The 26,995-nt window shown below is 70.7% G+C and carries 24 protein-coding genes and 1 pseudogene; 15 read left to right on the top strand and 10 right to left on the bottom strand.

Going from position 1 to position 26,995, the window contains the following annotated elements:
• Window positions 1–21: 21 nt before the first annotated feature.
• Together IE278_RS12030 and IE278_RS12025 are read left to right on the top strand one after the other, a co-directional pair.
• Entirely contained in the window at window positions 22–669 is a 648-nt protein-coding gene (locus tag IE278_RS12030) for an ATP-binding protein (RefSeq protein ID WP_189771493.1), read from the top strand.
• 269 nt (window positions 670–938) lie between these two features.
• On the top strand, window positions 939–1,928 hold the full coding sequence (locus tag IE278_RS12025; protein WP_189771491.1) for a DUF5926 family protein: 990 nt from the start codon (window positions 939–941) through the stop codon (window positions 1,926–1,928).
• 243 nt (window positions 1,929–2,171) lie between these two features.
• Here the strand turns inward: IE278_RS12025 and IE278_RS12020 are convergent, their stop codons facing one another.
• Both IE278_RS12020 and IE278_RS12015 read right to left on the bottom strand, forming a co-directional pair.
• Window positions 2,172–3,047 carry a hypothetical protein gene (locus tag IE278_RS12020; RefSeq protein ID WP_373311975.1) on the bottom strand — a complete coding sequence of 292 codons (876 nt, stop codon included), beginning with the start codon at window positions 3,045–3,047 and terminating at the stop codon, window positions 2,172–2,174.
• A gap of 56 nt (window positions 3,048–3,103) precedes the next feature.
• Window positions 3,104–3,769, bottom strand: coding sequence for a bifunctional DNA primase/polymerase (locus IE278_RS12015; RefSeq protein WP_189771489.1), 666 nt, complete (start codon window positions 3,767–3,769; stop codon window positions 3,104–3,106).
• Between the two features lie 473 nt (window positions 3,770–4,242).
• Between IE278_RS12015 and IE278_RS12010 the strand changes: the two genes are divergently transcribed.
• From IE278_RS12010 to IE278_RS12000, 3 genes and pseudogenes are all read left to right on the top strand, one after another.
• Window positions 4,243–5,754 (top strand): PP2C family protein-serine/threonine phosphatase, encoded by a 1,512-nt coding sequence (locus IE278_RS12010; RefSeq protein ID WP_189771487.1) that lies wholly within the window; start codon window positions 4,243–4,245, stop codon window positions 5,752–5,754.
• Between the two features lie 353 nt (window positions 5,755–6,107).
• Window positions 6,108–7,595, top strand: coding sequence for an aminopeptidase P family protein (locus IE278_RS12005; protein ID WP_189771485.1), 1,488 nt, complete (start codon window positions 6,108–6,110; stop codon window positions 7,593–7,595).
• 264 nt (window positions 7,596–7,859) lie between these two features.
• Window positions 7,860–8,201: pseudogene (locus IE278_RS12000) on the top strand (GntR family transcriptional regulator); the annotation flags it as partial.
• 37 nt (window positions 8,202–8,238) lie between these two features.
• On the opposite strand, the gene IE278_RS11995 reads toward IE278_RS12000, so the two are convergent.
• The 3 genes from IE278_RS11995 to IE278_RS11985 form a co-directional block, all read right to left on the bottom strand.
• Window positions 8,239–9,081, bottom strand: a complete 843-nt coding sequence (locus IE278_RS11995; RefSeq protein WP_189771483.1) for a triphosphoribosyl-dephospho-CoA synthase — start codon at window positions 9,079–9,081, stop codon at window positions 8,239–8,241.
• Between the two features lie 12 nt (window positions 9,082–9,093).
• Window positions 9,094–10,050 carry an intradiol ring-cleavage dioxygenase gene (locus IE278_RS11990; protein WP_246570259.1) on the bottom strand — a complete coding sequence of 319 codons (957 nt, stop codon included), beginning with the start codon at window positions 10,048–10,050 and terminating at the stop codon, window positions 9,094–9,096.
• A gap of 145 nt (window positions 10,051–10,195) precedes the next feature.
• On the bottom strand, window positions 10,196–10,648 hold the full coding sequence (locus IE278_RS11985; RefSeq protein WP_107020479.1) for an ATP-binding protein: 453 nt from the start codon (window positions 10,646–10,648) through the stop codon (window positions 10,196–10,198).
• A 349-nt stretch (window positions 10,649–10,997) separates the two neighbouring features.
• Here IE278_RS11985 and IE278_RS11980 point away from each other — a divergent pair, with 349 nt between their 5' ends.
• The 9 genes from IE278_RS11980 (at window position 10,998) to IE278_RS11940 (ending at window position 21,419) form a co-directional block, all read left to right on the top strand.
• Complete coding sequence (locus tag IE278_RS11980; protein WP_189771479.1) at window positions 10,998–11,879, top strand: hypothetical protein; 882 nt, start codon at window positions 10,998–11,000, stop codon at window positions 11,877–11,879.
• A 144-nt stretch (window positions 11,880–12,023) separates the two neighbouring features.
• Window positions 12,024–12,776: a YcnI family copper-binding membrane protein gene (locus IE278_RS11975; protein ID WP_189771478.1), complete on the top strand. Its 753-nt coding sequence runs from the start codon at window positions 12,024–12,026 to the stop codon at window positions 12,774–12,776.
• A gap of 180 nt (window positions 12,777–12,956) precedes the next feature.
• Window positions 12,957–13,631: an SCO family protein gene (locus tag IE278_RS11970; RefSeq protein WP_189771477.1), complete on the top strand. Its 675-nt coding sequence runs from the start codon at window positions 12,957–12,959 to the stop codon at window positions 13,629–13,631.
• Window positions 13,628–14,230, top strand: coding sequence for a copper chaperone PCu(A)C (locus IE278_RS11965; RefSeq protein ID WP_189771476.1), 603 nt, complete (start codon window positions 13,628–13,630; stop codon window positions 14,228–14,230). The genes IE278_RS11970 and IE278_RS11965 overlap by 4 nt, the downstream gene beginning before the upstream one ends.
• 14 nt (window positions 14,231–14,244) lie before the next feature.
• A complete protein-coding gene (locus tag IE278_RS11960; RefSeq protein WP_189771475.1) occupies window positions 14,245–16,299 on the top strand; it encodes a copper resistance CopC/CopD family protein in 2,055 nt (684 codons plus the stop codon).
• An 8-nt stretch (window positions 16,300–16,307) separates the two neighbouring features.
• Complete coding sequence (efeB, locus tag IE278_RS11955) at window positions 16,308–17,645, top strand: iron uptake transporter deferrochelatase/peroxidase subunit (protein WP_189771474.1); 1,338 nt, start codon at window positions 16,308–16,310, stop codon at window positions 17,643–17,645.
• A gap of 88 nt (window positions 17,646–17,733) precedes the next feature.
• Window positions 17,734–18,666: a prephenate dehydratase gene (gene pheA / locus IE278_RS11950; protein WP_189771473.1), complete on the top strand. Its 933-nt coding sequence runs from the start codon at window positions 17,734–17,736 to the stop codon at window positions 18,664–18,666.
• A 576-nt stretch (window positions 18,667–19,242) separates the two neighbouring features.
• Window positions 19,243–20,520: a serine--tRNA ligase gene (gene serS / locus IE278_RS11945; RefSeq protein ID WP_189771472.1), complete on the top strand. Its 1,278-nt coding sequence runs from the start codon at window positions 19,243–19,245 to the stop codon at window positions 20,518–20,520.
• Entirely contained in the window at window positions 20,517–21,419 is a 903-nt protein-coding gene (locus IE278_RS11940) for an HAD family hydrolase (protein WP_281403156.1), read from the top strand. Before serS ends, IE278_RS11940 begins: the two co-directional genes overlap by 4 nt.
• 307 nt (window positions 21,420–21,726) lie before the next feature.
• On the opposite strand, the gene IE278_RS11935 is transcribed toward IE278_RS11940, so the two are convergent.
• From IE278_RS11935 to IE278_RS11915, 5 genes are all read right to left on the bottom strand, one after another.
• Window positions 21,727–21,987, bottom strand: coding sequence for an SGM_3592 family protein (locus IE278_RS11935; protein WP_189771471.1), 261 nt, complete (start codon window positions 21,985–21,987; stop codon window positions 21,727–21,729).
• A gap of 164 nt (window positions 21,988–22,151) precedes the next feature.
• Window positions 22,152–22,871, bottom strand: a complete 720-nt coding sequence (locus IE278_RS11930) for an ABC transporter permease (RefSeq protein ID WP_189771470.1) — start codon at window positions 22,869–22,871, stop codon at window positions 22,152–22,154.
• An 11-nt stretch (window positions 22,872–22,882) separates the two neighbouring features.
• Window positions 22,883–23,794 (bottom strand): ABC transporter ATP-binding protein, encoded by a 912-nt coding sequence (locus IE278_RS11925; protein WP_189771468.1) that lies wholly within the window; start codon window positions 23,792–23,794, stop codon window positions 22,883–22,885.
• Between the two features lie 49 nt (window positions 23,795–23,843).
• On the bottom strand, window positions 23,844–24,767 hold the full coding sequence (locus IE278_RS11920; protein ID WP_189771466.1) for an ABC transporter permease subunit: 924 nt from the start codon (window positions 24,765–24,767) through the stop codon (window positions 23,844–23,846).
• Window positions 24,757–25,770: an ABC transporter ATP-binding protein gene (locus IE278_RS11915; protein WP_189771552.1), complete on the bottom strand. Its 1,014-nt coding sequence runs from the start codon at window positions 25,768–25,770 to the stop codon at window positions 24,757–24,759. Before IE278_RS11915 ends, IE278_RS11920 begins: the two co-directional genes overlap by 11 nt.
• 357 nt (window positions 25,771–26,127) lie before the next feature.
• Between IE278_RS11915 and IE278_RS11910 the strand changes: the two genes are divergently transcribed.
• The gene (locus IE278_RS11910; RefSeq protein ID WP_189771464.1) at window positions 26,128–26,988 is read left to right on the top strand and encodes a M24 family metallopeptidase; all 861 of its coding nucleotides are present in this window, start codon (window positions 26,128–26,130) and stop codon (window positions 26,986–26,988) included.
• Window positions 26,989–26,995: the final 7 nt, after the last annotated feature.

Raw genomic sequence — 26,995 nt, 5'->3', positions numbered from 1 at the left:
TTCCGTATTCGATCGTTACGAGTGCGTCACTGCACGTGCATTGGCCGGTTTCCGGTCCATCCCAGGAGGGCATCCACACCGTGGCGTGGGGCAAAGGAGGTCTCGGGGGTGGCGTTGATGGTGGCACAAGAGGTGCCCACGTCGTCGAGCATGGCCGTAACCCATGGCCCTGCGGGCGTGGGAGAAGCAAGACACCGGATGCGGGATCAACTGCGCACCGGCGGTGTGGCGGAAACGGTCATCGACGACGCCGTACTGATCCTTTCCGAACTACTGAGCAACGCCTGCCGTCACGGCAGGCCCCTGGGTGAAGCCTTGGCCGGGGACGGCGACGTCCGGGCCGCGTGGCGTGTCGAACCGACCGGCAGACTCACCGTCGAGGTGACGGACGGCGGTGGTCCGACCCGTCCGGTTCCGGCCACGCCCTCGGTCACCGCGCACGGCGGCCGCGGGCTGAACATCATCACGGCGCTGGCTGACGACTGGGGCGTCAGGGACGACGCCCGCGGTGAGGTCACGGTGTGGGTGGTCGTACACAAAGACGCCTGTGCCGTACGCCGGCGCAACGACTTCACCGCGCGGGTGACGGCCCCGGCCGTGTCCGCGGCGTCCACGGTGTCCGCGATATCCGACCTGGACTTCGGGGACGCCTTCGACGCTCTGGACTGACCGGACTGGCTGGGCTGGCTGGACTGGCTGGATTGACTGGACTCACTGATCTCGCTGGACCGACTGGCCCGACCGAACCGACTGACCCAACCGGACCGACAACCGGGCCGACGACCGGGCCGAAGCAGACGGAAGCGCTGGTTCCGGGACGAACCGAAACACCGCTCCGGCTACGACCCGGCACGTTGTCCACAGGGTCCCGTCGGTCCTCGTACGAACGGCTAGGCTCGCGCCCGTACAAGTCGAGCCGTAACCGGGAGACATCCACGATGGCCAAGAAGCGACCCCAGACCAAGGCCAAGCAGCCGCAGCGGCAGGATGGGGCCCGCGCCGCCGGCGCAGACGGACACGTCCCGGTTGTCGGAGCACGCGAGCCCTGCCCCTGCGGCAGCGGCCGCCGCTACAAGGCGTGTCACGGACGCGCCGCCGCGCACGCCGTGACCGAGCTGGTCCACCGGCCGTTCGAGGGCCTGCCGAGCGAGGGCGACTGGATCGCGCTGCGCGAGCTGGTGCCCGCGGCGACCGTCGAGCTGCACCTGAAGGAAGCCCTTCCGGAGGGCGTGCCGTCGGTCACCCTCGCGACGGTGCTGCCGATGGCGTGGCCGGCCCTGCGCCGCGAGGACGGTTCGGTCCTCATCGGTCTGCAGAACGACACGGCGTCCGGTGACATCAGCCGCGACCTGGCCGACACGCTCCAGCGCGCGCTCACCGCGGAGCCGGGTACTCCGGTACAGGGCCGCCGCGCCCCGAGCGACGGAGTGCGCCTGCAGGATCTCCTCGACCCCGAAGGCGCGTTCGAGCCAGTTGTGCACTCCGGCTTCGAGTTCTGGGTTCCGGACGCGCAGAACGCCGCAACGGAGGTGACCGCCTCCCTGGAGCGCGCCAACGCCGCCGCCATCCCGACGGTGAAGCTCGCCGGTGTCGACGCCGCGTACTGGTGCGAGACCCCCGACAAGAACCACCTGCGCTGGGTCATGCCGCACCCCGAGGAGCAGCTTCTGGACGCGCTCGCGCGGCTGCACGCGGAGGGCCGGTCGAGCCTCGGGGAGGGCACCCGTCTGGTCGGTTCCTTCCGTGCTCACGGCCTGACCGTGCCGGTCTGGGACCTGCCGACGGGCGTCACGGCCGAGGACATCGAGAAGCCCGCGTCCGAGTTCGCCGAGCGGCTCGCCGCCGCGCTGGCCACGGACGCACCGCTCACCGCGGACGAGCGCCGGGCCCGCGGCGGCCTCACCAATCGCCAGGTCACCCTCAGCTGACGCCCGGCGGACATCCTGCCCCGGCTGACCGGTCGGCCAGCCGGGCGACAGGTGCGCAAAGCGGGTGACTCCTGTCACAACTCCCGGTCGTGACAAGCGAATCCGTGTCTGAATAGCCGAGATCGAATTTGCGAACCGCCGATCTCTTGTTACCGTTCCAATAGCCCGGTTGCTGGTGCATCCCCCGTCGCCAGCAACCGGGTCTTTTCATGTCCGGACCCGGGACCGCCGTCGGCGAAGTCCTCAACGCGCGTTCTGCACAGGCGAGTTGCTCCCCGAGCGCAGAAGCAGCGGCCCGTCGGCACCTTCCGCGGACCCGGCGAACTCAGCGATCGCCGAATACACCGACGCGTCGCCGACCGTCCGCTCCCGCGGTGTCTCGCACACCCCCGGCTCGTCGTCCGCGCCCACCGCGCAGTACATCCGTACGGTGTGTCCTCCGGGCGCCAGAAGAGTCAGTACGGCCGTGAGGGCATCGCCGGTCGCGTTGCGGTAGTAGGTACGCGCCCAGGTCTCGCGCCCTTGCGTCAGCACGCACGTCTGCGCCTCGATGCCGTCGGGGGAGGTGAGTTCGGGTCCGCAGCGGGCGGCGGTGGCGAGCCCCACACCGAGCGTCAGGGAGCGCTCCGAAGCCGAGGGGTGCCGCTCGGCCGCGCCACCGTCGGCACGGCCGGAGACGGCCGCCTCGCCGGAGCCGGGACTGCCGGAACCGGAACCGGAAACGGAACCGGCAGAACCGGGACCGCCGCCGGAGCCAGAACCAGCGGCATCACGACTGTCGGCGTCACGACGGCCGGCGGCACGGTCGCCATCGGCGCCGCGAGCGTCGGCATCACGCGCACCGGCATCACGCGCACCGGCGTCACGACCGGCGCCGGCCGGGGAGTGTGCGGACGCACGTGCGGACGAGAGTGAGGATGCGGAGGAGGACGCGGGAGCCTCGCGGCCCACCGGTCCCGCCGAGGCCGCCGCCAGCGGCAGTGTGACCGTGAGCACGACGATGCCCGCCGGCATCGCCAGGCGGGCTTTGCGGGCCTTGCGGACTTCGTGGGGGCCCCGGCGGTCGGGGTTCGGCGAGTACAGGGAGTCCAGGGGTCGTCCCCCGGAGTGACGCAGCATGAAGGGGACGATAACGAGCGAGGGCGGGCGCGCGGTTCGCCGCGCGCCCGATTCCCCTACAACTCGGGGGCGCTCACACCCGTACGAGTGAGAGCCTCCACCACCGCGTCCACCACGGCCTCGACGTCGGGCACCCAGGGGGCGGCCGAGCCCGGCAGCGGAGCACGCTCCCAGCGGATCCCGCCCTGCCCGGTCTCGGACGGCGGAAGGGCCACATAACCGCCCTCGCCGTGGAAACGCAGCGAGCCGGGCACGAAGTCCTTGGCGTAGAGCAGCTCACCCAGCTGCTCCAGGGAGTACGGCTTCACGAGCAGCGCCCAGCGCGTCGGGGACGCGATCACGGGGCCGAGGCGCATTTCCTTGAGGTCGAGGGCGGCCAGCGCCCGCGCCGCGGCCGGAGCCGGCAGGCTCACCGCGCACGGAGCGTTTCCTCCGGTGGCGAGGATGATCGGGGCCGTCGGCCGGTTCGTCCACCACCAGCGCGCCATGCGTTCGTCGGTGGTGGCCGCGAGCAGGCCGGGGTCGAAGGGGTGGGCACCTGGCACCGTGCACTCCGGGTCCGGGCACCCGCATCGGGCCCGCCCCTGCGGGTCCGGGGCCACACCCGGGAGTACGGGCCACTGCCATTGGGTCGCGAAGGTCAGGGCCGCGCTGAGCATCTCAGGCCTCCCGTCATTTCGCCTGGACAGGAGCCTGCGTCGCCTTCCGAGGATCTCGCGCATGTGCGCTCGTTCCTTTCCGTTGAACGCCGAGGAACCACATCACACCATGTGTCGATCACTTCACTGTGCGTACCTACTGGCGCATCACACCCTCGTCAGAGACAAGGGGAACCCCTATGGGCCGAGCGTTGGTTGCGTCCGCGTCCATACTGCGTCTGGCTAAAGCACGGGCATGGCGTGGGGTGGCGGCGCCTGGCGTTTGCTGTCCCGCGTATATCTCGCCGCCTCCGCCACGGGAGGATGGGGCACGGTCGTCGGTGGTTAAGACGCCCGGGTCCGGTGCCAGGTTCCGGGAGGGTTCCGTGAGGATCCCCACCACACCTGGCCTTCACCGAGTACGTACCCATCACGACCGCTGTGACGCTCTGTCGAGCTAGGCCAGTCGACCGCAATACACCGCGACTAGAGTCAACTTTAAGCCAACTTTACCTTTCCGTAGCAGTCCCACGGACACCAGGAATCCCAGCAGGACAATGCTGGACATCCCCTTACGAGTGCGTGTACATGTGGAGACACTGCCAGCGGCGCAGAATGACATGGGGGTTTGCGATGCTATTGAGCAATACGCACCGGTCGGAAAGCCGGACACCATGAACGCCCCTCACCTTCCGAAAGTGGCCGGAATCGATTCAACGGTTCCCTCACCCACACACACTGTCGCGCCGACCCGTGCCACCCCGGGTTCCCCACCGGCCACTTCCCCACACGCCCCGGGGGCCGTCCTCCAGGACAGACTCGCAGGCTGGGTGTCCGATCTCACCACTCTGCACGAGCTGACCGAGCGACTGGCACGGACCGCCGCACTGGCGGACGCCCTCCAGGAACTGCTGCGCGCCGGAGCCGCCCTCGTGGGCGCCCGGCGCGGTCTCGTGGTGCTGGAACCGGGCGACGGGCTCGGCCCGGACACCACGATCGGCCTGGGCCTGGCCCGGGCGGATCTCGGACACATCGAGACCGTCCCGCGCAGCGCCATGTCGTACGGGAAGATCCTCGACGGGCTTCCCGGCGGCGAGGGCGAGATCGCCCAGCCCGATCTGCTCTCCGAGGACGGGCTCGACCCGCGGCACCGCGAGGTGGCCGCGCGGCTCGGCTATGCCGCGAGCTACGCGCTGCCGCTGTCCACCGACGCGGCGGGCCGGCTGGGCGCCGCGGTGTGGCTCTACGACGAACCGGCCGAGCCGGTCGAGCGGCAGCGCCACCTGGTCGGCCTCTACACGGCGTACGCGGCCGAGCACCTGGCCCGCTTGGTGGAGCTGGAGCGCACGCGCGCGTGCATCACGACCATCTCGGAGGAACTGCTCCCCTCCAGGCTGCCCCGAGTCTCCGGGGTCCAGCTCGCCGCCCGGCACCGCACGGGACCGCGCGGCGGCGGCGACTGGTACGACGCGCTGCCGCTGCCCGACGCCGCGCTCGGCCTCGCGGTGGGGTCCGTCACCGGGTCCGGTCCCAGTGCCGTCGCGGCGATGGGCCGGCTGCGGGCCTCCCTGCGGGCGTACGCGGTGATGGAGGGCGAGGACCCGGTCGCCGTCCTGTCCGACCTCGAACTGCTGCTGCGGCTCACCGAACCGGCCCGTTCCGCGACCGCCCTGTTCGCGTACTGCGAGCCGGCGCTGCGCAAGATCACGCTGGCCGGGGCCGGACACAGCCCGCCGCTGGTGATCGGCGAGCGGCGCACCGAGTACGTGGAGACGTCGCTCTCGGCGCCCCTGGGCATGCTCGCCTGCTGGGAGGCGCCCAGCGTGGAGTTCCGTGCGGAGGCGGGAGAGACGGTTCTGCTCTACACGGACGGGCTGCTGCACCGGACCGGCGACCCCATGGACCGGGCCTTCTCACGGCTGCACGCGGCGGCCACGAGCGTGCCCCGAGCGCTGCGGGCCGACCCCGGGGCCGTCGCCGACCACGTCCTGCGGACGATGCTGCCGGACGGCCTCGACGACGCCGACAGCAACGAGGACGTGGTGCTTCTCGCGGCACGCTTCGAGTGAGCCGCGTGTACGGCCCGGCACGCTTCGAGCGAGCCGCGTGTGCGGCGGGACTCGGTTCGAGTGAGCCGCGTATCCGACGGGGCTCGGTTCGCATGAGCCGCACGCATCGCTCCGGGCAGACCGCAGGCCGCTCTTCGGGGAGGCCGCAAGCACCTCTTCCTTAAGGAGGTGCCCTCTTCGGTCCGGCCGCAGGCCCGTCTTCGGTAGGCCCGCAGGGCCCTCCTCGGGGAAGTCGGCGTGACCCGTATGTGACGCGTGTGTGAGCCGTGCGTCATCGGGTCTTCCGGCTCTGGGCGTCCTTCCGTACGACCGTACGATGGACAGCGTCCAGAGTCGTATCGAGGAGGCAGATCGTGTCGGAGGCGCTCATTCCGGAGACCCCGGAAGCCGTGCTTGAAGATGCCGCCGACCAGGCGGATGAAGAAGAGCCCATCAAGCAGCGCAAGAACGGCCTGTATCCGGGCGTGTCCGACGAGCTGGCCGAGAGCATGAAGTCCGGCTGGGCCGACACGGAGCTGCACGGTCTGGAGCCCATCGCTCAGGCCGCGCACACGGCGGCCCGCCGCGCCGCGCTCTCCGCGCGCTTCCCCGGCGAGCGCCTGGTCGTCCCCGCGGGGAACCTGAAGACCCGCTCGAACGACACGGAGTATCCCTTCCGTGCCTCGGTCGAGTACGCGTACCTGACCGGCAACCTCACCGAGGACGGCGTCCTCGTGCTGGAGCCGGCCGCGGACGGCCACAAGGCCACGATCTACCTGCTGCCGCGCTCCGACCGCGAGAACGGCGAGTTCTGGCTCTCCGGCCAGGGCGAGCTGTGGGTCGGCCGCCGCCACTCCCTCAGCGAGGCCGAACAGCTCTACGGCATCCCCGCCTCTGACGTCCGCGAACTCCCCGACAAGCTGCGCGAGGCGAGCGGCCCGGTGCGGGTCGTACGCGGTTACGACGCCGGGATCGAGGCGGCGCTCACCGACAAGGTCACCGCCGAGCGCGACGCCGAACTGAAGGTGTTCCTCTCCGAGGCCCGGCTCGTCAAGGACGAGTTCGAGGCCGGCGAGCTGCAGAAGGCGGTCGACTCGACCGTACGCGGCTTCGAGGACGTCGTACGGGTCCTGGACCGGGCCGAGGCGACCAGCGAGCGCTACATCGAGGGCACGTTCTTCCTGCGCGCGCGGGTCGAGGGCAACGACATCGGTTACGGCTCCATCTGCGCCGCCGGACCGCACGCCTGCACGCTGCACTGGGTGCGCAACGACGGCCCGGTCCGCTCCGGGGACCTGCTCCTGCTGGACGCGGGCGTGGAGACGCACACCCTCTACACGGCCGACGTCACGCGCACACTGCCGGTCAACGGCACGTACTCGGAGATCCAGAAGAAGATCTACGACGCCGTGTACGAGGCCCAGGAGGCCGGTATCGCGGCGGTGCGGCCGGGTGCCAAGTACCGGGACTTCCACGACGCCGCCCAGCGCGTACTGGCCGAGAGGCTCGTCGAGTGGGGGCTCGTCGAGGGCCCGGTCGAGCGGGTCCTGGAGCTGGGGCTGCAGCGCCGCTGGACGCTGCACGGCACCGGTCACATGCTCGGCATGGACGTCCACGACTGCGCCGTCGCGCGGACCGAGACGTACGTGGACGCGACGCTGGAGCCGGGGATGTGCCTCACCGTCGAGCCGGGGCTGTACTTCCAGGCGGACGATCTGACCGTGCCGGAGGAGTACCGGGGCATCGGCGTCCGGATCGAGGACGACATCCTCGTCACGGAGGACGGCAACCGGAACCTGTCCGCGGGGTTGCCCCGCAGGTCCGACGAGGTCGAGGCGTGGATGGCCGCGCTCACGGCCTGACCTGCGGTCGGTCGGTCGGTCGGTCGGTCGGTCGGTCGGTCGGTCGGTCGGCAGACGGTGACATGAAGTGACGTGGACGGTCGGGCACCGACGGGGTGGCCGGCCGTTCTTGTCCGCGGGCGCGCCGGGACGTGACACGCAGTTCCCCGCGCCCCCAACGGCGAAAGACTGCGCCGTTCCCCGCGCCCCCAAAGACATAAAGACTGCGCCGTTCCCCGCGCCCCCAATAGAACCCCGCGCCCCCGGCAGAAGGAGAGCTGGTCGGTGGAGTCGTTCTGGGACGGTGTCGGGGTCGATCTGCGTCTTGGGACCGATGTCTCCGACGGGCGTCGCGCCGGGCTCGAACGGGCGTTGCGCGACGCCGTCCGGGACGGACGGCTGGCTCCCGGCGCACGGCTGCCCGCGACCCGGCGGCTCGCCGTCGAGCTCGGGATCTCGCGCGGCACGGCGAAGGCGGCGTACGACCAGCTCGTCGCCGAGGGCTGTCTCACCGCGCGGCAGGGCGCCGGCACCCAGGTCGCCCCGCTGCCCTCCGTGGACGGGGCCGCTCCGGAGGCATCGGCACGTACGCGTGCGCCACGTTTCGATCTGCGGCCCGGCCACCCCACCGGTCGGCGGCCCGGCCCGCCCCCCGGATCGACGGTCAGGCTGCCAGTACCGGTGGTGGACTGACCCATACCGGAAGCGAGTCCGCGAACAGGGCCCCCGCGAGCAGCCCGCTGCTTCCGCGGGGGCTCCACGCGCGCGCGTGGAGGTCCGCGTCGAAGGCCGCCAGGGCCGCGCGGCCCGACTCGGTGGATGTGCTGCCCGCCTCGATGACCCCCCGCGCGCCCGCCTGCACGTGCCGCAGACCGTGCGGGCCTGCCGTGTACAGCAACTCGGTGTCCTGGAGCGTCGACATGACGGTCAGCAGGGCGTCGAGCCGCGCGTACGGCTCGGGGACGCCCGCGGTGCGCGCCGCGGCCAGCGTGTCCAACGCCCGGCGCACATGGGGGAAGCCGGCTCTCGCCTCACCCCGGGCGCCGGCCGCGCCGTACTTCGCGGAGACCGACGAGCCGCGGGAGGGCCGTCGTGGCGCCCGCCGGTCGGAGTGGGCCGCGATCCGCTTGGCGGCCGCGGTCAGGTCGCGTCCGCCGGCCCGGGGTTCCAGGGCCGCGGCGGCGACCAGCAGGCCGAGCACCCACAGCGCACCGCGGTGCCCGCCGCCCGCCAGGGCCACCGAGTGCTCGGTGGACCGCCCGATCGCGCCGAGTTCCGCCCGGAGTTCGGGGGTCGCCGAACCGGTGCGGCGGGCGGCGGCGGCCATCGCCGCGAGGCCCGGCTCCAGCGCCTTGGCCGTCCAGCGCAGCGAGCAGTGGTCCTCTCCGGTCACACGGGCACCGAGATCACGCGGGTCGGGCAGTCCCGGCTTGGGTGCCAGCGCCAGCTGCCCGGTGAGCGCGGTCACGGCGGCCCGCGCCAGCGTCTCGTCCTCGCGGCTGCTCATCGCCGTGGCCCCCTACGAGGAAGAGGCGGAGGAGGAGGCGCTAGGGGCGTCGCTGGGGGCCGCCCCGCTGGGAGCGCCGCTCGGGGGCGTGCCACCGCCACCGCCACCGCTGCCCGCGCCGGTGTTCTCGGTGTCCGGGTCGACCCCGAGCGTGATGGAGCCCTTGTAGCCCTTGGAGGGGTCCTTCTTGTGCACGGGTTCGAGGGTGAGCAGGCCGCTGGAGGCGCCCCCGCCGTCGTAGACCATGTCGTCGTCGAGCTTGGTCCAGGTGCCCGAGTGCCGGGAGTAGGGCTCCAGTTCGAAGATCTGCTCGGCGATGTCGTCGGCGAAGAAGAGCTGGCCGGTGTAGTTGACCTTGCCGCCCTCGTAGGTGCCGTCCTCCTTCTCGCCGCCGGTGTGCACCTTCACGTGGATGTGGCAGGTGCGCGGCGTGTACCAGCCGGGGACGATCGTCTCGAACGTGACGACCCCGTTGGCGTTGGCGACCTGGTAGCCCCGCAGATAGGTCTTGTCGTCGGCGGTCGAGCCGTCCTCGCTCTCGGCGGGCGCGGAGCCGCCGGGGTTGGCCGTCGTGTAGCCCGAGTAGTAGCCCCAGGCGTCGCAGTGCCAGATCTCCACGGCCGCGCCGGCGACCGGGGCGCAGGACTCCGTGGTGTCCTGCACGGTGATCCGCAGCGTCAGCGGGATGCCGTCCTTGCCCTCGGTGATGTCCTTCCTCACGAGGGCGCCGTCCAGGTAGTACGGGCCCTCGGTGACGCTGGACATGAGAACGCAGGTACCGCTGCCCGACGTGGCCGACGCGCTCGCGGAAGCGGTCTCGGTGGCGGTCCCCGTGGCCGTGGCGGTCGCCTCGTCGGCGGAGGCGTACTGGTATCCGGCGATCGCGAGACCGCCGGCCGCGGCCGTACCGCCGGTGACCGCGATGGCCCGGCGCCGCGTGATGCTCGTGCCTTTGTGTGTTCCCGTCATGACAGAAAAGGTAGGGAGGCCACCCGTCAGGGACATGGGGGAAAGCTGTGAGCGCCCTGAGAATGCTGGGGAAGCTGAGATCGGCGGGAAACCACCCCTCCTCGGAGGGAAACCACCCCTTCTGGGAGGGGCGGTGGAGGGCCCTTCAGGTGGCCAGCAGCGGCGTGCCCTCGCGCCACTTGAGGATCTTGTCGAAGCTGACCACGGCCCCGCCCCTGACGGAACTGCCGATGTGGACGTGGTCGGCGAGCTCCTGGATCAGACACAGGCCCCGCCCGTGCTCCGCGTCGCTGTGGGAGGGCCGCAGGGGCGCACGACCACGTCCCGAAGGGAACCCCGGGCCGGAGTCGGTCACCTCGATACGGCATTTCTCGCCGTCCAGGTAGGCCGTGACCCGGTAGGCCTCGGTGGGCTTCCCCCGGTCCGTATCGCCCCCGTGCTCGACGGCGTTGGCGCAGGCCTCGCTCAGCGCGACGGAGATGTCGTAGGAGATGTCAGGATCCACCCCCGCAGACTCCATCGTGCCGATCAGCAGGCGCCGGGCGAGCGGAACACTCGCCGCCTCACGCCGGAGATGGAGGGACCACCAGATGCTCATGCTCCAGCCTCCTGGCCGCGGCTCGACATACCGTTACGTATTGCCGCCGGAACCCGGAACTAAGCGTGCCGGCGGCGTGACAACGCCCATACGGGGGATGTGCCGACGCCATCTGCCGGTGTATGGCCGGTATGTATCCGACACAGAATCGACCACACGGCCGACCAAACGGTCGCCCCTGCAGCCGGCCCACAGCCCGATCCACAGTCGAGCCAGAGGCGACCCAGAGCCGGCCCACAGTCGACGCAAGTGTGGGCGAATCGCACCAGAACCTCGTCTTCCGGTCCGCACGTCATCTTGTGGACCTGCCGTATGGGGCGGGTAAGGCCAGTGCGATGATGAGCCCGCCATGACTGCCTCCTACCAGCGCGCGCGCACCGGAGGTGATCTCCGGGTCCTGAGGGCCGCGGTGTTCACCGCGGTCTGTGTCGTGCTGGCCGCGGCCGGCCACTCCATCGCCTCCTGCGCGACGGTTCCGCTGTGGTCGCTCGGGGTGGGTTTTCTCGCCGTCTTCGCCGTCGCGGCACCGCTCGCCGGGCGTGAGCGCTCGCTGCCGGGCATCACCGTTCTCCTCGCGACCGGCCAGACGGTGCTGCACACCCTCTTCGGACTCGGACAGCACGGCACGGCGGTCACCGCTTCCACCGCGTCGACCGCGTCCACCGGCGTGGACGCCTCGCTGGTGGCCCGGGCCGCACGGCTGGTGTGCGGCGCGTCCGTCGCGACACTCAGCCCCGCCCAGGCCCAGCGGATCCTCGCCGACGCACAACTCGGCACGGGCACGGGCACTGGTACAGGCACCGGCAGCGCAGGCGGTATCGGCGGCGCGGGTACGGGCGCGGGCACCTCACACGCCCTGCACGAGCAGGCGGGCGCCATGTCGGCCGCCGTCGGATCGCCGGCGTCGGTGCTGCCGTCCCTGCCGATGCTCCTCGGCCACGTTCTCGCCGCCGTCGCCGCCGGATGGCTGCTGCGCCGCGGGGACATCGCCCTGCGGCGCCTCCTGCGGCTCTCGGCGCACGGAATGGCGGAAGGGCCGCTGGTCTCCCTGCGCGGAGCCCTGGCGCTCGTAAGGGCCCTGCTGTCGGGCCTGCCCGGCGCGGTCCCGGAGGTGTCCGGCGCACCGCACGGCTGGCCGTACGAGCCACCGGTCCCGCGCACGACCGCTCTTCAGCACTCGGTCAGCCGGCGCGGTCCGCCGGCCGGCGAGGCATTCGCCCTCGCCGCCTGACACGACGCACCGCTTCGGACGTACCACTCCGGGGGTGCCGTCGTGCGGCACGCGCGCGTGCCCGCTCTTTCACGCGCGCAATCCCCAGTTCCTCACCGAACGGTTCCTCACCGAACCAGTGCTGAAAGCGAAGTGTTTCCTGCCATGAAGGCTTCTCGTATCGCCACGACCGGTGTCGTCGCCGCCTCCGCCGTCCTCGTCCTGTCCGGCCCCGCGTTCGCGCACGTCAGCGTGCAGCCCGAGGGCACGGCCGCCAAGGGCGGTTACGCGACGGTCAACTTCAAGGTGCCGAACGAGCGCGACAAGGCCTCGACCACCAAGCTGGAGATCAACTTCCCGGCCGACCACCCGCTCGCCTCGGTCATGCCGCAGCCCGTCGACGGCTGGAACGTCAAGGTCACCAAGTCCAAGCTCGACAAGCCGCTCGAAGTGCACGGCGACAAGATCAACGAGGCCGTCACCAAGGTCACCTGGACCGCGGACGGAAAGGGCATCCAGCCCGGCTTCTTCCAGAAGTTCCCGCTCTCCATCGGCGCGCTGCCCGAGGACACCGACGAGCTGGTGTTCAAGGCGATCCAGACGTACTCCAACGACGAGGTCGTGCGCTGGATCGAGACCCAGGAGAAGGGCGAGGAGGAGCCCGAGACGCCCGCTCCGGTACTCGCGCTGTCCGCCGCGACCGACGACCACCACGGGTCCGCCGCCTCCGACGACGACGCCGACGCCGAGAAGGGCGAGGAGGCCGACGACGCGAAGGCCGCCGCCTCGACCACCGAGGCCGCCTCCGACGACAGCAGCGACACCACGGCCCGTGTGCTGGGCGTCGTGGGCATCGTCGTCGGCGTGGCGGGCGTGGCGTTCGGCGTGCTCGCCGGTCGTCGGCGTACCAACGCATAAGTCCACCACGACCTGCGCGTAGGTCCGGACCGGCCCGCACCGGTCCGGTACGACCGCCGCGCAGGTCCGGTCCGACCGATCCGACGTCGGACGCTCACCGCGATCCCCGGCCGGTCCGTATCCGGCCGGGGCCCGGGCCCGTACCCAGCACATCGGTGCGGCGCCCCAGGAGAATGCACTATGCGCAAGAAGACGTACGCCGTGGCCGCACTGTTCGCCGCGGCCGCTCTGACCCTTTCCGCCTGCGGCAGTGGAGACAGCGGCAGTGACAACGCCGTCGCCGAGGTGTCCACCGAGACCGGCGCGGACAAGGCCGCCACCGTCCTCGACAAGCCGTTCGAGAAACCGGACCTGGTCCTCACCGACACGCACGGCAAGAAGTACGACCTCCGCGAGGCGACCGCGGGCAAGCCGACGCTGATCTACTTCGGCTACACCAACTGCCCCGACGTCTGCCCGCTGACGATGAACAACATCGCCGTCGCCAAGAAGCAGCTCGCCCAGGACAAGAAGCTGTCCCAGGCCGAGAAGGACTCGCTCCGCATCGTCTTCGTCACCACCGACCCGGAGCGCGACACCCCCGCCGCGCTCGGCAAGTGGCTCAAGGGCATCGACTCGGACGTCGTCGGCCTGACCGGCTCCTTCGACACGATCCAGGCGGGCGCCCGGACGCTGGGCATCTCCATCGAGGCGCCGACGAAGGGCAAGGACGGCAAGGTCACCTCCATGCACGGCACGCAGGTCATCGCCTTCTCCCCGAAGACCGACGGCGGTTACGTGCTGTACGGCGAGGACGCCACCGTCGACGACTACACCAAGGACCTCCCCGCGCTGATCAAGGGCGCGAAGCCGTGACCCGTCGTACGGCGTCCGCGGCTGCCCTGGTGGCTGCCGCCGCACTGATCCTGACGGGCTGCGGGGACTCGGACTCCGGCGGCTCGGGCGGCTCCGGTGGCGGCCTCTCGGTGGGGTCCGCCTACATGCCGCAGCCCGTGTCGGACTCCATGGCGGCCGGTTTCCTGGTCATCGCCAACGACGGCGGCGCGGGCGACCATCTGGCCTCCGTCACCAGCGACGTGGCCGGCGAGGTCACCATCCACACCACGGTCGGGCAGTCGATGGAGCAGGTGAAGGACCTCGACATCCCCGCCCACGGCAAGCTCGTCCTCGAAAGCGGTGGCGACCACCTCATGTTCGAGAAGCTGAAGCGCAAGCCGAAGGAGGGCGACACGGTGTCCCTGGAACTGCGCTTCACCAAGTCCGATCCGATCAAGGTCGAGATGCCGGTGAAGTCCGCCACGTACCAGCCGTCGACGGCGACGAAGTCGGCCTCCCAGTCGTCTTCACAGTCGTCCTCCCGGTCGTCTTCACACTCGGCTGCACGGGCGGCTGCGTTCCCGGCCACTTCGCCCATGCCAGCTCTGTCCGCTCTGTCCACAACATCGCATCACTGAGGGAGGGACCACCGTTGAGTCAGACCATCGCTCCCCGTGTGCGGACGCTGTTGCTGCTGCTCCTCGCCGTCACCGGCGCGCTCCTCGCCGGGGCCGTGCCCGTGTCCGCGCACGCCGCGCTGACCGGGAGCGACCCCCAGCAGGGAGCGGTGGTCGCCGAGGCCCCCGCCCAGGTGTCGCTCACCTTCTCCGAGCAGGTCGCGATCTCCGACAGCTCGGTGCGCGTGCTCGACCCCAAGGGCAAGCGCGTCGACACCGGCAAGCCGTCCGGGCAGGGCGGCAACACGTACGCCGTGAAGCTGCACTCCGGCCTGCCCGACGGCACGTTCACCGTGACCTACCAGGTGGTGTCGGCGGACAGCCACCCCGTCTCAGGCGCCTTCACCTTCTCCATCGGGGCGCCCTCCACGACCACGGTCGCCGTGTCCGACCAGGAGGCCGGCGGCGGGATCGTGGGCGGCCTCTACGGCTTCGCCCGCTATGTGTCGTACGCGGGATTTATTCTGCTCGTCGGCGGCTCGGCCTTCGTACTGGCCTGCTGGCAGCGCGGCACCGGGGTGCGGGCGGTGCAGCGGCTCGTGGTCACCGGGTGGCTCGCGCTGACCGGGGCCACGCTCGCCATGCTGATGCTGCGCGGGTCGTACACCGGCTCGGGGAAGTTCGGGGACATCTTCGACCTGAACCTGCTCAGCCAGGTGCTGCAGACCAAGACGGGCGCGGCCCTGGTGTCGAGGCTGCTGCTGCTCGCCGCGGCCGCGCTGTTCATCGCCGTGCTCTTCGGGGCGTACGAGAAGCGCGAGGACGAGGAGGAGAAGGGCGACCTGACCTTCGGGCTCGCCATCGGCGGGTTCGTCGTGGCGGCCGGTCTCGCCGCGACGTGGGCGATGGCCGAGCACGCCTCGACCGGTCTCCAGGCGGGGATCGCGATGCCCGCCGACGTACTGCATCTGCTCGCCGTCGCGGTCTGGCTCGGCGGGCTGTCGACCTTGCTGGTGGTGCTCTACCGCGCGCCGTCGATCGAACGGTCCGCCGTACAGCGGTTCTCCCAGGTCGCGTTCGGCAGCGTGGCCGTGCTGGTCGTGACCGGGATCTACCAGTCGTGGCGGCAGGTCGGCTCGTGGTCCGCGCTCACCGGGACCTGGTACGGGCAGCTGCTGATGATCAAGGTCGGCCTGGTGGTCGTCCTCGTCGGCATCGCGTGGATCTCAAGACGCTGGACCGCCCGGCTGGCGCAGACGCCGGCCAAGGGCAAGGGCAAGGAGCCGGTGAAGGCCTCGGTCGGGGCCGTGGCATCGAAGAAGTCGAACGGATCGGCCGGATCGGCCGGGTCCAAGGGGGCCGTGGCCGCCAAGGGGTCCAAGAACTCCAAGGGCGGCAAGGGCTCCACGGCGTCGAAGGCATCCACCAGGTCCGAGGAAAGCCCCGCCGAGAAGGAGACGGCCCCCGCGGGCGGCGAAGGCAGCAGCAGTGGCGGCGGCAGCAGTAGCGGTGGTGGCAAGCGGGCCGCCCAGCTGGCCCGGCAGCGCGCCGCGGTGGCCACCGCGCGCGACAAGCGCCTGCGCGACGCCGACCCGCTCCGCTCGGGGCTGCGCCGCTCGGTGCTCGCCGAGGCGGGTGTCGCGGTCGTCCTGCTGGCCGTCACCACCGTGCTGACGTCCACCGAACCGGGGCGTACGGAGGAGGAGGCGAAGGCCGCCACCGCCGCCGCGTCCGCGGAGCAGACCGGTGAGGCGCTCTCGCTGGACATCCCGTTCGACACGGGCGGCGAGGACGGCAAGGGGATAGCCCGCGTCGAGCTGGACCCGGCCCGCGTCGGCGGCAACGACATGCACGTCTACGTGGAGCGGCCGAACGGCAAGGCCTTCGACATTCCCGAGGTCAAGATCGCCTTCACCCTCAAGGCGAAGGACATCGGACCGCTGCCCGTGGTCCCCGACCGCATCGCCACCGGACACTGGACGGCGAGCGGGGTGCAGATCCCCATGGCGGGCAGCTGGCAGATCGAGGTGACCGTGCGGACGTCCGACATCGACCAGGTGACCGTGGACAAGAACGCGCAGATCGGCTGAACGACACCATGGCTGAACAGTCCACTCCGAAGCCCTCCCCTCCACGGGAGGCCTCCCCTCCACAGGAGACCCCGGATTCACGGGAGACCCCGGCTCCACGGGAGACCCCGGATTCACGAAAGACCTCACGCGTCGTCTCGCGGCGGCGCCTGCTCGGCACCGCCGGTGCCACGGGCCTCGCGCTCGGCGCGGCGGGCGGAGCCGCCGGTTACGCCGCCGCGCCCGCCGCCGACCGGACCGCGCTCCTCAACTCGGTGGGCGCGGACGAGGTGATGTTTCACGGGAAACATCAGCCGGGCATCACGACCGCCCTGCAGGCCAAGGGTCATCTCGTCGCCTTCGACCTGACGGCGGGCGCGGGCCGCAAGGAGGCGGCCGCCCTGCTGCGGCGCTGGTCGACGACCGCCGAGCGGCTGATGGCGGGCGAGGCGTCCGCGAACGACGACACGGACGTGGCGCGTGACGCCGGGCCCTCGTCCCTCACCGTCACCTTCGGCTTCGGCCACAGCTTCTTCGCCCGTACGGGGCTGGAGAAGCTGCGCCCGATCGCCCTCGACCCGCTGCCCGACTTCTCGTCGGACCATCTCGACAAGGCCCGCAGCAACGGCGACCTGTGGGTCCAGATCGGCGCGAACGACTCCCTCGTCGCCTTCCACGCCCTGCGCGCGATCCAGCGGGACGCGGGCCGGGCGGCCAGGGTCCGCTGGCAGATGAACGGCTTCAACCGCTCACCCGGCGCCACCACCCGCCCGTTGACGGCCCGCAATCTGATGGGGCAGATCGACGGCACCCGTAATCCCAAGCCCTCGGAGTCCGACTTCGACCGGCGGATCTTCGTGCCCGACGCGAGCGACCCGGCATGGATGGCGGGCGGCTCGTACGCCGTCGTACGCCGTATCCGGATGCTTCTCGACGACTGGGAGAAGCTTTCGGTCAAGGACCAGGAGGACGTGATCGGGCGCCGGAAGTCCGACGGTGCGCCGCTGTCCGGTGGCACCGAGACGACCGCGATGGATCTGGAGAAGACCGGCGGCGACGGCAAGCTGGTGGTCCCCATCAACGCGCACGCCCGGATCACCCGGCCCGACGAGAACGGCGGCGCGGCGATGCTCCGCCGGCCCTTCTCCTTCCACGACGGCATCGACGCGGACGGTGTGCCGGACGCGGGGCTGCTCTTCGTCTGCTGGCAGGCCGACCCGTTGCGCGGCTTCGTACCGGTGCAGCGCAAGCTCGACCGCGGGGACGCGCTGTCCACGTTCATCCGGCACGAGTCGAGCGGGCTGTTCGCGGTGCCGGGCGGCGCTGCGGAGGGGGAGTACGTGGGACAGAAGTTGCTGGAGGGCTGAGATTCGCCCAGTGGGGCGCGGTCGCAGAAGCGTGAGCCCCGTTTCGGAAGGGTGAGCCCGGTTCCGCAGAGCCCATTAGGGTGAGGCCATGCCAGCCAGCTACGCATATCTCGGCCCCGAGGGCACCTTCACCGAAGTGGCCCTGCGGACTCTTCCGGAGTCGGCCACCCGGCAGCTCGTCCCGATGGTGTCCGTTCCGGCGGCGCTCGACGCCGTCCGGGCAGGTGAGGTCGAAGCCGCGTTCGTGCCGATCGAGAACTCGGTGGAGGGCGGCATCACCACGACGATCGACCAGCTGGCCGTCGGCGAGCCGCTGATGATCTACCGCGAGGTGCTCCTGTCGATCACCTTCGCGCTGCTGGTGCGCCCCGGCACGAAGCTGTCCGACATCAAGACGGTCAGCGCGCACCCGGCCGCCCAGCCGCAGGTGCGCAACTGGATGCGGGACAACCTCCCGGACGTCATCTGGGAGTCGGCGGCCTCCAACGCGGACGGCGCCCGCCTGGTGCAGGAGGGGCGTTACGACGCGGCCTTCGCGGGTGAGTTCGCGGCGGCGCGGTACGGCCTGGAGGCCCTGGAGACCGAGATCCACGACGCGGAGAACGCGCAGACCCGGTTCGTCCTGGTGGGCAGGCCCGCCCGGCCCGCGGCGCCGACCGGCGCGGACAAGACGTCCGTGGTGATCTGGCAGCGCGACGACCATCCGGGTGCCCTGCTCGAACTGCTCCAGGAGTTCGCCGTCCGCGGGGTCAACCTGATGCTGCTGCAGTCGCGGCCGACCGGTGAGGGCATCGGCAACTACTGCTTCGCCATCGACGCGGAGGGACACATCGCGGACCGGCGGGTGGCCGAGGCGCTGATGGGGCTCAAGAGGGTCTGTCCGAAGGTGCGTTTCCTCGGGTCCTATCCGCAGGCCGACGTCGATCCGAAGGACATGCGCGCACCGCGGGCCGGTACGTCGGACGGCGAGTTCGCGGCGGCCTCGGACTGGCTGGCGCGCTGCCAGGACGGCCGTTTCTAGCCGGACCTGCCGGAGGGCCCCCAGCGGGCCCTTCCCTTCGGTCCTACCTGCAGATTTTCTTCATCCACAGAAGTTATCCACAGGCTTGCTTCTCGACCTGGGGACAAGTCGACAACGAAGCACGATACAGTCGACAAATCGGCCTACAGCCCACAACTGCGTCCACAGCCCCGCAGGTCACCCTTCGTCCACCTGTTTTCCCTGACCAATCCCTTAGAGGGAACCATTTCCACCCGAACGTGGGTGTAGAGAGGGTTTGACTCGGGAATTCCCCGTCCCGGATGCGGCTTTCGGAACGATCACTTCCGATGTCCACAGATCTTTCGCACAGCCTGTGGATAACTTTTCCCGGGTGTGGATTCCTGTGGACAACCCCCGCGCCAAGTCCCTTGTCCCACAAGGGAATCGAGTCAACCCGCCGCAGCCGCCCTGCCCCGTTCCAGGGAGCCGGGCCCTTTTCGATTGACGCGGATCAACACAATTCCAACCGATCGACAATTCCCGCAAACCATGACAGAAGCGACAGATCGGAATACCGGGTCGTCTCCCGGAACCCCGCACCGGTAACCTTGTGGGGTGATTGACCTTCGCCTGCTTCGTGAGGACCCCGACCGTGTTCGCGCCTCCCAGCGCGCCCGTGGAGAGGATGTCGCGCTCGTCGACTCCCTGCTCTCCGCCGACGAGCGGCGCAGGTCGTCCGGCGTCCGCTTCGACGAGCTGCGCTCCGAGCAGAAGGCGCTCGGCAAGCTGATCCCCAAGGCCTCGGGCGACGAGAAGGCCGAGCTGCTCCAGAAGGCCGGCCGGCTCGCCTCCGACGTCAAGGCGGCCGACGCCGAGCAGCACGAGGCGGACGAGGAGACCAAGCGGCTCCTGCAGCAGCTCGGCAACCTCGTGCACCCCGACGTCCCGGTCGGCGGCGAGGAGGACTTCGTCGTCCTGGAGACGCACGGCACCATCCGTGACTTCGGCGCCGAGGGCTTCGAGCCCAAGGACCACCTGGAACTCGGCGAGGCGCTGGGCGCCATCGACGTCGAGCGCGGCGCCAAGGTGTCCGGCTCGCGCTTCTACTACCTGACGGGTGTCGGCGCGCTCCTGGAGCTCGCGCTCGTCAACGCGGCGATCGCACAGGCCACGGAGGCCGGGTTCATCCCGATGCTGACCCCGGCGCTGGTCCGTCCGCGCGCCATGGAGGGCACCGGCTTCCTCGGCCAGGCCGCGGAGAACGTGTACCACCTGGAGAAGGACGACTTCTACCTGGTCGGCACCTCCGAGGTCCCGCTCGCGGCGTACCACATGGACGAGATCCTCGACGCGGACAAGCTGCCGCTGCGCTACGCGGGCTTCTCGCCGTGCTTCCGCCGCGAGGCCGGCACGTACGGCAAGGACACCCGGGGCATCTTCCGCGTGCACCAGTTCGACAAGGTCGAGATGTTCTCGTACGTCGATCCGGCGGACGCCGAGAACGAGCACCAGCGGCTCCTCGACTGGGAGAAGCAGTGGCTGACCGGCCTCGGGCTGCCCTTCCAGGTCATCGACGTGGCCTCGGGCGACCTGGGTTCGTCCGCCTCGCGCAAGTTCGACTGCGAGGCGTGGATCCCCACCCAGGGCAAGTACCGCGAGCTGACCTCGGCCTCGAACTGCGACGGCTTCCAGGCCCGCCGGCTGTCGGTGCGCATGCGGGACGGCAAGAAGGTACAGCCGCTCGCGACACTGAACGGCACACTGTGCGCCGTTCCGCGCACGATCGTGGCGATCCTGGAGAACCACCAGCTGGCCGACGGCTCCGTACGGGTGCCCGAGGTGCTGCGTCCGTACCTGGGCGGCCGTGAGCTGCTGGAGCCGATCTCCAAGTGACCGGCACCATCAAGTCCACCGGCACCACCGAGTCCACCGGCACCACCGCGTCCACCGGGGCTCCCGAGACATCCGGGGGACCCGGGTCGGCCGGGGGATCCGGGGCGTTCCCCTACAAGCTTGTCGCGACCGATCTCGACGGAACGTTGCTGCGCTCCGACGACACGGTCTCCGAGCGCACACGCGAGGCACTCGCCGCGGCCACCGTGGCGGGTGCCGCGCACCTCGTCGTCACCGGCCGGGCGGTCCCCTGGACCCGGCACATCCTCGACGACCTCGGGTACGAGGGCCTCGCGGTGTGCGGCCAGGGCGCGCAGCTGTACGACGCCGGGGCGCACCGTCTGCTCACCTCGGTGACCCTCGACCGGCAGCTGGCCGGGCTCGCGCTCGCCAAGATCGAGGCGGAGGTCGGCCCGCTGGCCCTCGCCGCGAGCCGGGACGGCCTCGACGGCGACGTCCTGGTCGGCCCCGGTTACCGGGTGCAGGGGCTGCTGCAGTCCGTCCCGTTCACCGACGTGGCCGAGCTGTGGGCCGCGCCCCTGACCAAGATGTACATCCAGCATCCCCGTCTCACCGACGACGAGCTGACGTCCGCGGCGCGGGCGGCGGCAGGCTCCCTGGTGAACATCGTGATGGCGGGCGAGGGCATCGTGGAGATACTGCCCCTGGGCCTGTCCAAGGCCACGGGGCTGTCGCTGGCGGCCCGCCGCCTGGGCGTGAAGGCCGCCGACACGATCGCCTTCGGCGACATGCCGAACGACATACCGATGTTCGCGTGGTCGGCGCACGGAGTGGCGATGGCCAACGCCCACACCGAACTCAAGGCCGTGGCCGACGAGATGACCCTGTCGAACGACGAGGACGGCATCGCGGTGGTGCTGGAGAGGCTGCTGGGTTAGCCGCTCCACGGCACCTCGCAACCCCGCCCGGGGAGGGCGGCCCGCGCGGAGGTACGCGCTCGAAGCGGCCGCCCCGGGCAGCTCCCTTACGGGGCGGACTCGACGGAGCTGACTACTCCGGAGCCCGCACGCTGCCCTGTCGGGAACTCGGCGCACTGCCACTGACGGGCGTCGCCGCGCTCCTCACCCGGACTGCGGCGCCGGAGGAATCCGGCGACCTGGACATCACCACTGTGCCCCCGGGCCGCGTCGGACGCCATCGAATAAACCGGCCGGCGGGGCGCCCCGCGCCGACCGCCCGGGGTGGTCAGCCCCGCCGCCACCAGCGCCGCCGTGCCTTGCTGAAGAACCATCCCGCGGGCGGCTCGTCGGAGCGCCAGGGCTGCGGATCGGGGCCGCCCTCGCGCCAGCGGGCCGCGAGCATACGGGCGCGCGCGGACGGCTCTTCCGTATCGGCGGAGCGTATGAAGTCCTCGTCCAGGACGAGTTCGTCCCAGACCTCGCCGGCGGTCTCCCCCTGGCCTTCGCCGGGGGCCTGTCCGTCACCGCGTGGTGCCTGCGCTGTCATCCCCGTCCTCCTCGTCGCATCCCCTCGGGCCAGTGTGCCGTCAGCCGCGTAAAACCCACTTCAAGGTCCTTCAAGATCCCTGAGGATCAAGGACAACTGCGGCTCCACGCACGCGTGGAGCCGCATCGACCGTCCGAAGCCCCACCTTCCGGGGCCCGGCGGCGCTACTCCTCGCCGGCCAGCGTCAGCGTCCGCAGTTTCTGTCCCGCGAACCAGGTCGCGGCGACGGTCACCGCGACCAGCAGCACCGTGCCGGTGGTGAGACTCACGTCCGAGGTGACGAGATCCCCGCCGGACACCTTCTGGGCCACCGCGAGCGACCACTGCTGGACGCTGAGCGTCTTCGCCCCGGAGACCAGCGTCCCGAAGAGCGCCTCCCACACGAGGGCGTAGACGAGTCCGAAGACCACCGCGTGCCGCGTGATGGTGCCGAGCAGCAGGAAGAGCGCGGCGTACGCGATCGAGGCGACCAGCGCCGCCACGGTGTAGGCGACGGCGACCTGCTGGCCGTTGCCGTTGAGGATCAGCCCGGCGAGGAGTGTCGGGACCGCCGAGAAGACCATGGTGACGGCGACGGCGACGATCAGCTTGGTGAAGATGATCGTGGGGCGCTTGACCGGCTTGGCGAGCAGGTAGACGACCGAGCCGTCGTCGATCTCCGGGCCGATCGCGCCGGTGCCCGCGATGACGCCGATGATGGGCACCATCGTGGCGAGCGCGAAGCCGCCGAGGACGTCCGCGGCCACCTGGTCGTCGGCGCCCGTGAAGCCGCGTACGGCCACGGAGATGACGATCAGCAGGACGGGCAGGGCGCCCAGGATGAGGGCCCGGCGGCGGCCGAGAAGGCCGCGGTAGGTGAGCCGGGCGACTGTGGGGTCGTACATCTTTCGGCCTCCTACGCCGCGACGAGATACGAGAAGACGGACTCAAGGGACTCGTCGGAGGGCGAGACCGTGAGCAGTCGGATGCCGTGGTCGCGGGCCACGCGCGGCAGCAGTGCCGTGAAGCGCGGGAAGTCGACGGCCTGGATGCGCAGCGCGCCCTCCTGGAGGTCCACCTCGATGCCGGACGTCGACGGGTCGGCGATGAGCGCTGCCGCGAGCGCGCGGTCGTCGCTGGAGCGGACCAGATAGCGGTGCGGGCGGTCGGTCATCAGGCGGCGGATGCGGCGGAAGTCACCGCTGGCCGCGTGCCGTCCGGCGACGATCACCTCGATGTGCGAGGCGAGCTGCTCGACCTCCTCCAGGATGTGCGACGAGAAGAGGACCGTGCGGCCCTCGTCGCCCATGCGCCGCAGCAGGTCCATCAGCTGCATGCGCTGGCGCGGGTCCATGCCGTTGAAGGGCTCGTCGAGCAGCAGCAGCGAGGGGTTGTGGACGAGCGCGGAGGCCATCTTCACGCGCTGGCGCATGCCCTTGGAGTACGTCGAGATCTTCCGGTCCTGCGCGTACTCCATCTCGACCGTGGCCAGGGCCCGGTGCGCGGCCTTGTCGCCGAGGCCGTGCAGCTCGGCGTTGGCGACGACGAACTCGCGGCCCGTGAGGAAGTCGTACATCGCCTCGCGCTCGGGGACGATGCCGATCTGCTTGTAGATCTCCTCGTTGCGCCAGGTCGGCCGGCCGTCGAGGGTGACGGAGCCGGTGGAGGGGGCCAGGAAGCCGCCCATCATGTTGATGAGGGTGGACTTTCCGGCGCCGTTCGGGCCGAGCAGGCCGGTGACGCCCGGGCCGATGGTCATGGTGATGTCGTTGACGGCCACCACGTTGCCGAACCAGCGTGAGACGTGATCGATGGTGAGGGTGCTCATGGGCGCGGCCCGTTCCTTGGAAGGGTGGTGGCGGACGACGGGCGGGCGGTCACAGTCCGACCTTTCGGTAGCGGCGCATCAGAAGGCCGTAGCAGCCGGCGATCAGTCCCAGGACGACGACCAGATAGACGACGCCCTGGGCGCTCGACGGGCCCTCGCCGCCGGGGAAGGCGGAGGTGGCGCCGAGGAAGGCGGTCTGCACGCCGTCGATCAGCGTGATGGGCGAGAAGAGCCCGAGCCAGGCGATCGCGTCGGTGCTGGACTGGTCGTAGGCGATGGCCTGGACGGTGGACACCGCTCCGTAGGAGATGGTCAGCACGGCGATGACGGCCGCGATACCGAAGCCGCGGCGCGGGGTGACCGCCGAGATGACCAGGCCGATGCCGGCGAAGAGCAGGGAAAGCAGTGCCACGGAGACAAGCCCTTGTCCGAATCCCTTGGTCTGGTCCCAGAAGTCGAGCTTGGCGAGCAGCGCTCCCACGTAGAGCACGAGCAGTGGTGCGGCCGTGAGCATGAACAGCGCCGAGGCCAGCGCCGCGTACTTGGCGCGTACGTAGTCGGCGGTCTCGATGGGGCGCGAGAAGTACAGCGGGACGGTCTTGAAGCGCAGGTCGCGGGAGACGGACTGCGGTCCCTGGGAGGCCACGTAGAGACCGATGACGGCCTGCATGATGACCGCGTAGCGCGTGTAGTCGACGGGCAGGTCCTTCGCCTTGGTGGCGACGGCGACCGCGACCATGATCAGCGCGGGGACGCACATCACCACGAAGAGCAGCATCGGCAGCACTTTGGACTTCACCGAGCGGCCCAGGCCGTACGAGCCGCGCAGGGACATCGAGTAGAGGGAGCGGCGGGCGTACGCGCGGCCCAGGCGCGGGCCGTCGTAGTTGCGGTAGCCGATGTTGTGGATCTGTGTCTGCTCGCCCGCGCGAGCCGGGGCCGGAGCCTGTGCCTGGGGCTGCTCAACCGCCATGGCCGACCGCCTCCTTCCGCTGTTCGTCGCCGTCCTTCAGGGCCGCCTGCGCTTCGGCGTCCCTGGCCGCCTGCTCGTCGCTGTCCTTGAAGACCTCCGCGATGTGGTGCCTGCGCTGCTCCATGCGCACCAGGCCGAGGCCCAGGTCGGCGACGACGTCCCGTACGAGGTCGTACGTCTCCTCGCCCTGCGCGGTGAGCAGGAGGATGTGGCCCGCGCCGGGCAGTCCGCTGCCGTCGTGGGTGTCGACCCCGCGCGCGTGGAGGACCTCGCGCAGTGCACCGGTGCCGTCCGGGTGCTCGTCCGTGTCGGTGACCTCGACCGCGAGGATCGCGGTGCGCTGCGTGAAGTCCGTGGTGGAGCTGGACCGCAGGAGCTTGCCGCCGTCGATGACGACGACGTGGTCGCAGGTGCGCTCCAGCTCGCCGAGCAGATGCGAGGTGACCAGGACGGAGATGCCGAAGTCGGTGTGGATGCGGCGGATGAGGCCGAGCATCTCGTCGCGGCCGACCGGGTCGAGGCCGTTCGTCGGCTCGTCGAGGAAGACCAGCTGCGGGTCGTGGACCAGCGCCTGCGCGAGCTTCACGCGCTGCTTCATGCCCGTCGAATAGCCGCCGATGGGGCGGTATCGCTCCTCGTAGAGACCGACGTGGCGCAGCGTGTCCGCGGTGCGCTCGCGGGCCGCCGCCGGGGGCAGGCCGGACATGCGCGCCATGTGGACGACGAACTCGGTGGCCGAGACGTCGGGCGGCAGGCAGTCGTGCTCGGGCATGTATCCGACGCGCTCCCGGATGTCGCCGCCCTTGGTGGCGACATCGAGTCCGAGCACCGCGGCGCGGCCCTCGGTGGCGGGGGACAGACCCAGCAGGATCTTGATCAGTGTGGACTTGCCGGCTCCGTTGGCTCCGACGAGTCCGGTCACACCGGGTCCGACGTCCACGGAGAGCCGGTCAAGAGCGGTCACCCTGGGGAACCGCTTGCTCAGGCTTTCGGTCGCGATCACAGTCACAGTTCGAAGGTAGTGGCGCAGGCCACATCAGTCGTCAGACCTGGGAGCTGTATCGCTGTCACTCTCCAGTCGTACGGGCCCGTAGGGGTCCCCCCTCAGGTCGAACAACCGGCGGCTGCCGTTGTGCCCGGGTCGGCGTGGGTTGCCCCGGTCGGCGTGGGTTGGCCAGGGCACCCGAGTCGGCCGGGTCGGTCGGGTCGGTCGGGCTGCCCGGGTCGGCCGGGTTGTCCACAACCACGTGGTTTTCCACAGGCCGCGCACCCACCCCTTGACGCAGCCGCCAACAATGGTCACATTCATCAGTGTCAAGTTACGGGCGCGTACGGCAATCGGCTTGGAACGGACGGTGGCATGACCTCAGCAGTGGCCCCGGCACGGGCCCCATCAGGCCCGCTCGCCGCGGAGCTCGGCGGATTCAGGCGGGTGCAGCGCCTCGCGTACGAGTGCGCGGAAGCGGTCGCCGCACAGTTGAGGCCGGGTGTGACCGAGCGCGGGGCGGCGCGGATGCAGCGCGAGTGGCTGCGTGAGCGCGGGGTCCGGGACTGGTTCCATCTGCCCTTCGCCTGGTTCGGGGACCGCACGGCGTTCACGGGCTTCCGGATCCCGCTGCAGTTCTTCCCCACGAACAAGCGCCTGGAGCCGGGGATGCCGTTCATCCTCGACATGGCCCCGGTGCTCGACGGCTGCACCGCGGACATCGGCTACTCCGGCTCGCTGGGCCCGAATCCGGTGCAGGAGCGGCTGCTCGCCGATCTGGAGGCGCACCGCGAGCTGCTGCTGCGTGAGGTGCGTGAGCGGCGCCCGCTGCGGGAGATCTACGAGGACGTGGACCGGCTCATGGTCCGCCAGGGCTACGCGAACCGTCACCGGGCGTACCCCTTCGGCGTGATCGCCCACAAGGTGGACCGCGTCCGGGAACGGCGCTGGTCACCGCGTCTGTTCGGCTTCGGCACGCAGTCGCTCAAGGGTCTGGCGAGCGACGCGCTGCACGGCCACCGCGACGGCTGGTCGCCCCTGTGGTCGCCGTACCGCTTCTCCGACCACCCGCCGCATCCGGGCCTGTGGGCGGTCGAACCGCACCTCGGATTCCGGGGTACGGGCGCGAAGTTCGAGGAGATTCTCGTGGTCACCGACTCCCGGGACCCCGAACAGAGCGCGTTCTGGCTCGACGACGATCTGCCGCACGTGCGGCGCTGGGCGGAGGACAAGTGAGCCGTGG

Origin of the sequence: Streptomyces tauricus, from assembly GCF_014650955.1 — a bacterium.
GTDB lineage: Bacteria > Actinomycetota > Actinomycetes > Streptomycetales > Streptomycetaceae > Streptomyces > Streptomyces tauricus.
The sequence above is the reverse complement of the archived record's forward strand: the minus strand, read 5'-3'. Positions and strand labels throughout refer to the sequence as shown.

Excerpts from the sequence above, each read along its gene's own strand:
- IE278_RS12025 (WP_189771491.1), top strand. The coding sequence starts at position 939 with ATGGCCAAGAAGCGACCCCAGACCAAGGCCAAGCAGCCGCAGCGGCAG.
- IE278_RS12020 (WP_373311975.1), bottom strand. The coding sequence starts at position 3,047 with ATGCTGCGTCACTCCGGGGGACGACCCCTGGACTCCCTGTACTCGCCG.
- IE278_RS12015 (WP_189771489.1), bottom strand. The coding sequence starts at position 3,769 with ATGCGCGAGATCCTCGGAAGGCGACGCAGGCTCCTGTCCAGGCGAAAT.
- IE278_RS12010 (WP_189771487.1), top strand. The coding sequence starts at position 4,243 with ATGCTGGACATCCCCTTACGAGTGCGTGTACATGTGGAGACACTGCCA.
- IE278_RS11995 (WP_189771483.1), bottom strand. The coding sequence starts at position 9,081 with ATGAGCAGCCGCGAGGACGAGACGCTGGCGCGGGCCGCCGTGACCGCG.
- IE278_RS11990 (WP_246570259.1), bottom strand. The coding sequence starts at position 10,050 with ATGACGGGAACACACAAAGGCACGAGCATCACGCGGCGCCGGGCCATC.
- IE278_RS11985 (WP_107020479.1), bottom strand. The coding sequence starts at position 10,648 with ATGAGCATCTGGTGGTCCCTCCATCTCCGGCGTGAGGCGGCGAGTGTT.
- IE278_RS11980 (WP_189771479.1), top strand. The coding sequence starts at position 10,998 with ATGACTGCCTCCTACCAGCGCGCGCGCACCGGAGGTGATCTCCGGGTC.
- IE278_RS11975 (WP_189771478.1), top strand. The coding sequence starts at position 12,024 with ATGAAGGCTTCTCGTATCGCCACGACCGGTGTCGTCGCCGCCTCCGCC.
- IE278_RS11970 (WP_189771477.1), top strand. The coding sequence starts at position 12,957 with ATGCGCAAGAAGACGTACGCCGTGGCCGCACTGTTCGCCGCGGCCGCT.
- efeB (WP_189771474.1), top strand. The coding sequence starts at position 16,308 with ATGGCTGAACAGTCCACTCCGAAGCCCTCCCCTCCACGGGAGGCCTCC.
- pheA (WP_189771473.1), top strand. The coding sequence starts at position 17,734 with ATGCCAGCCAGCTACGCATATCTCGGCCCCGAGGGCACCTTCACCGAA.
- IE278_RS11935 (WP_189771471.1), bottom strand. The coding sequence starts at position 21,987 with ATGACAGCGCAGGCACCACGCGGTGACGGACAGGCCCCCGGCGAAGGC.
- IE278_RS11930 (WP_189771470.1), bottom strand. The coding sequence starts at position 22,871 with ATGTACGACCCCACAGTCGCCCGGCTCACCTACCGCGGCCTTCTCGGC.
- IE278_RS11925 (WP_189771468.1), bottom strand. The coding sequence starts at position 23,794 with ATGAGCACCCTCACCATCGATCACGTCTCACGCTGGTTCGGCAACGTG.
- IE278_RS11920 (WP_189771466.1), bottom strand. The coding sequence starts at position 24,767 with ATGGCGGTTGAGCAGCCCCAGGCACAGGCTCCGGCCCCGGCTCGCGCG.
- IE278_RS11910 (WP_189771464.1), top strand. The coding sequence starts at position 26,128 with ATGACCTCAGCAGTGGCCCCGGCACGGGCCCCATCAGGCCCGCTCGCC.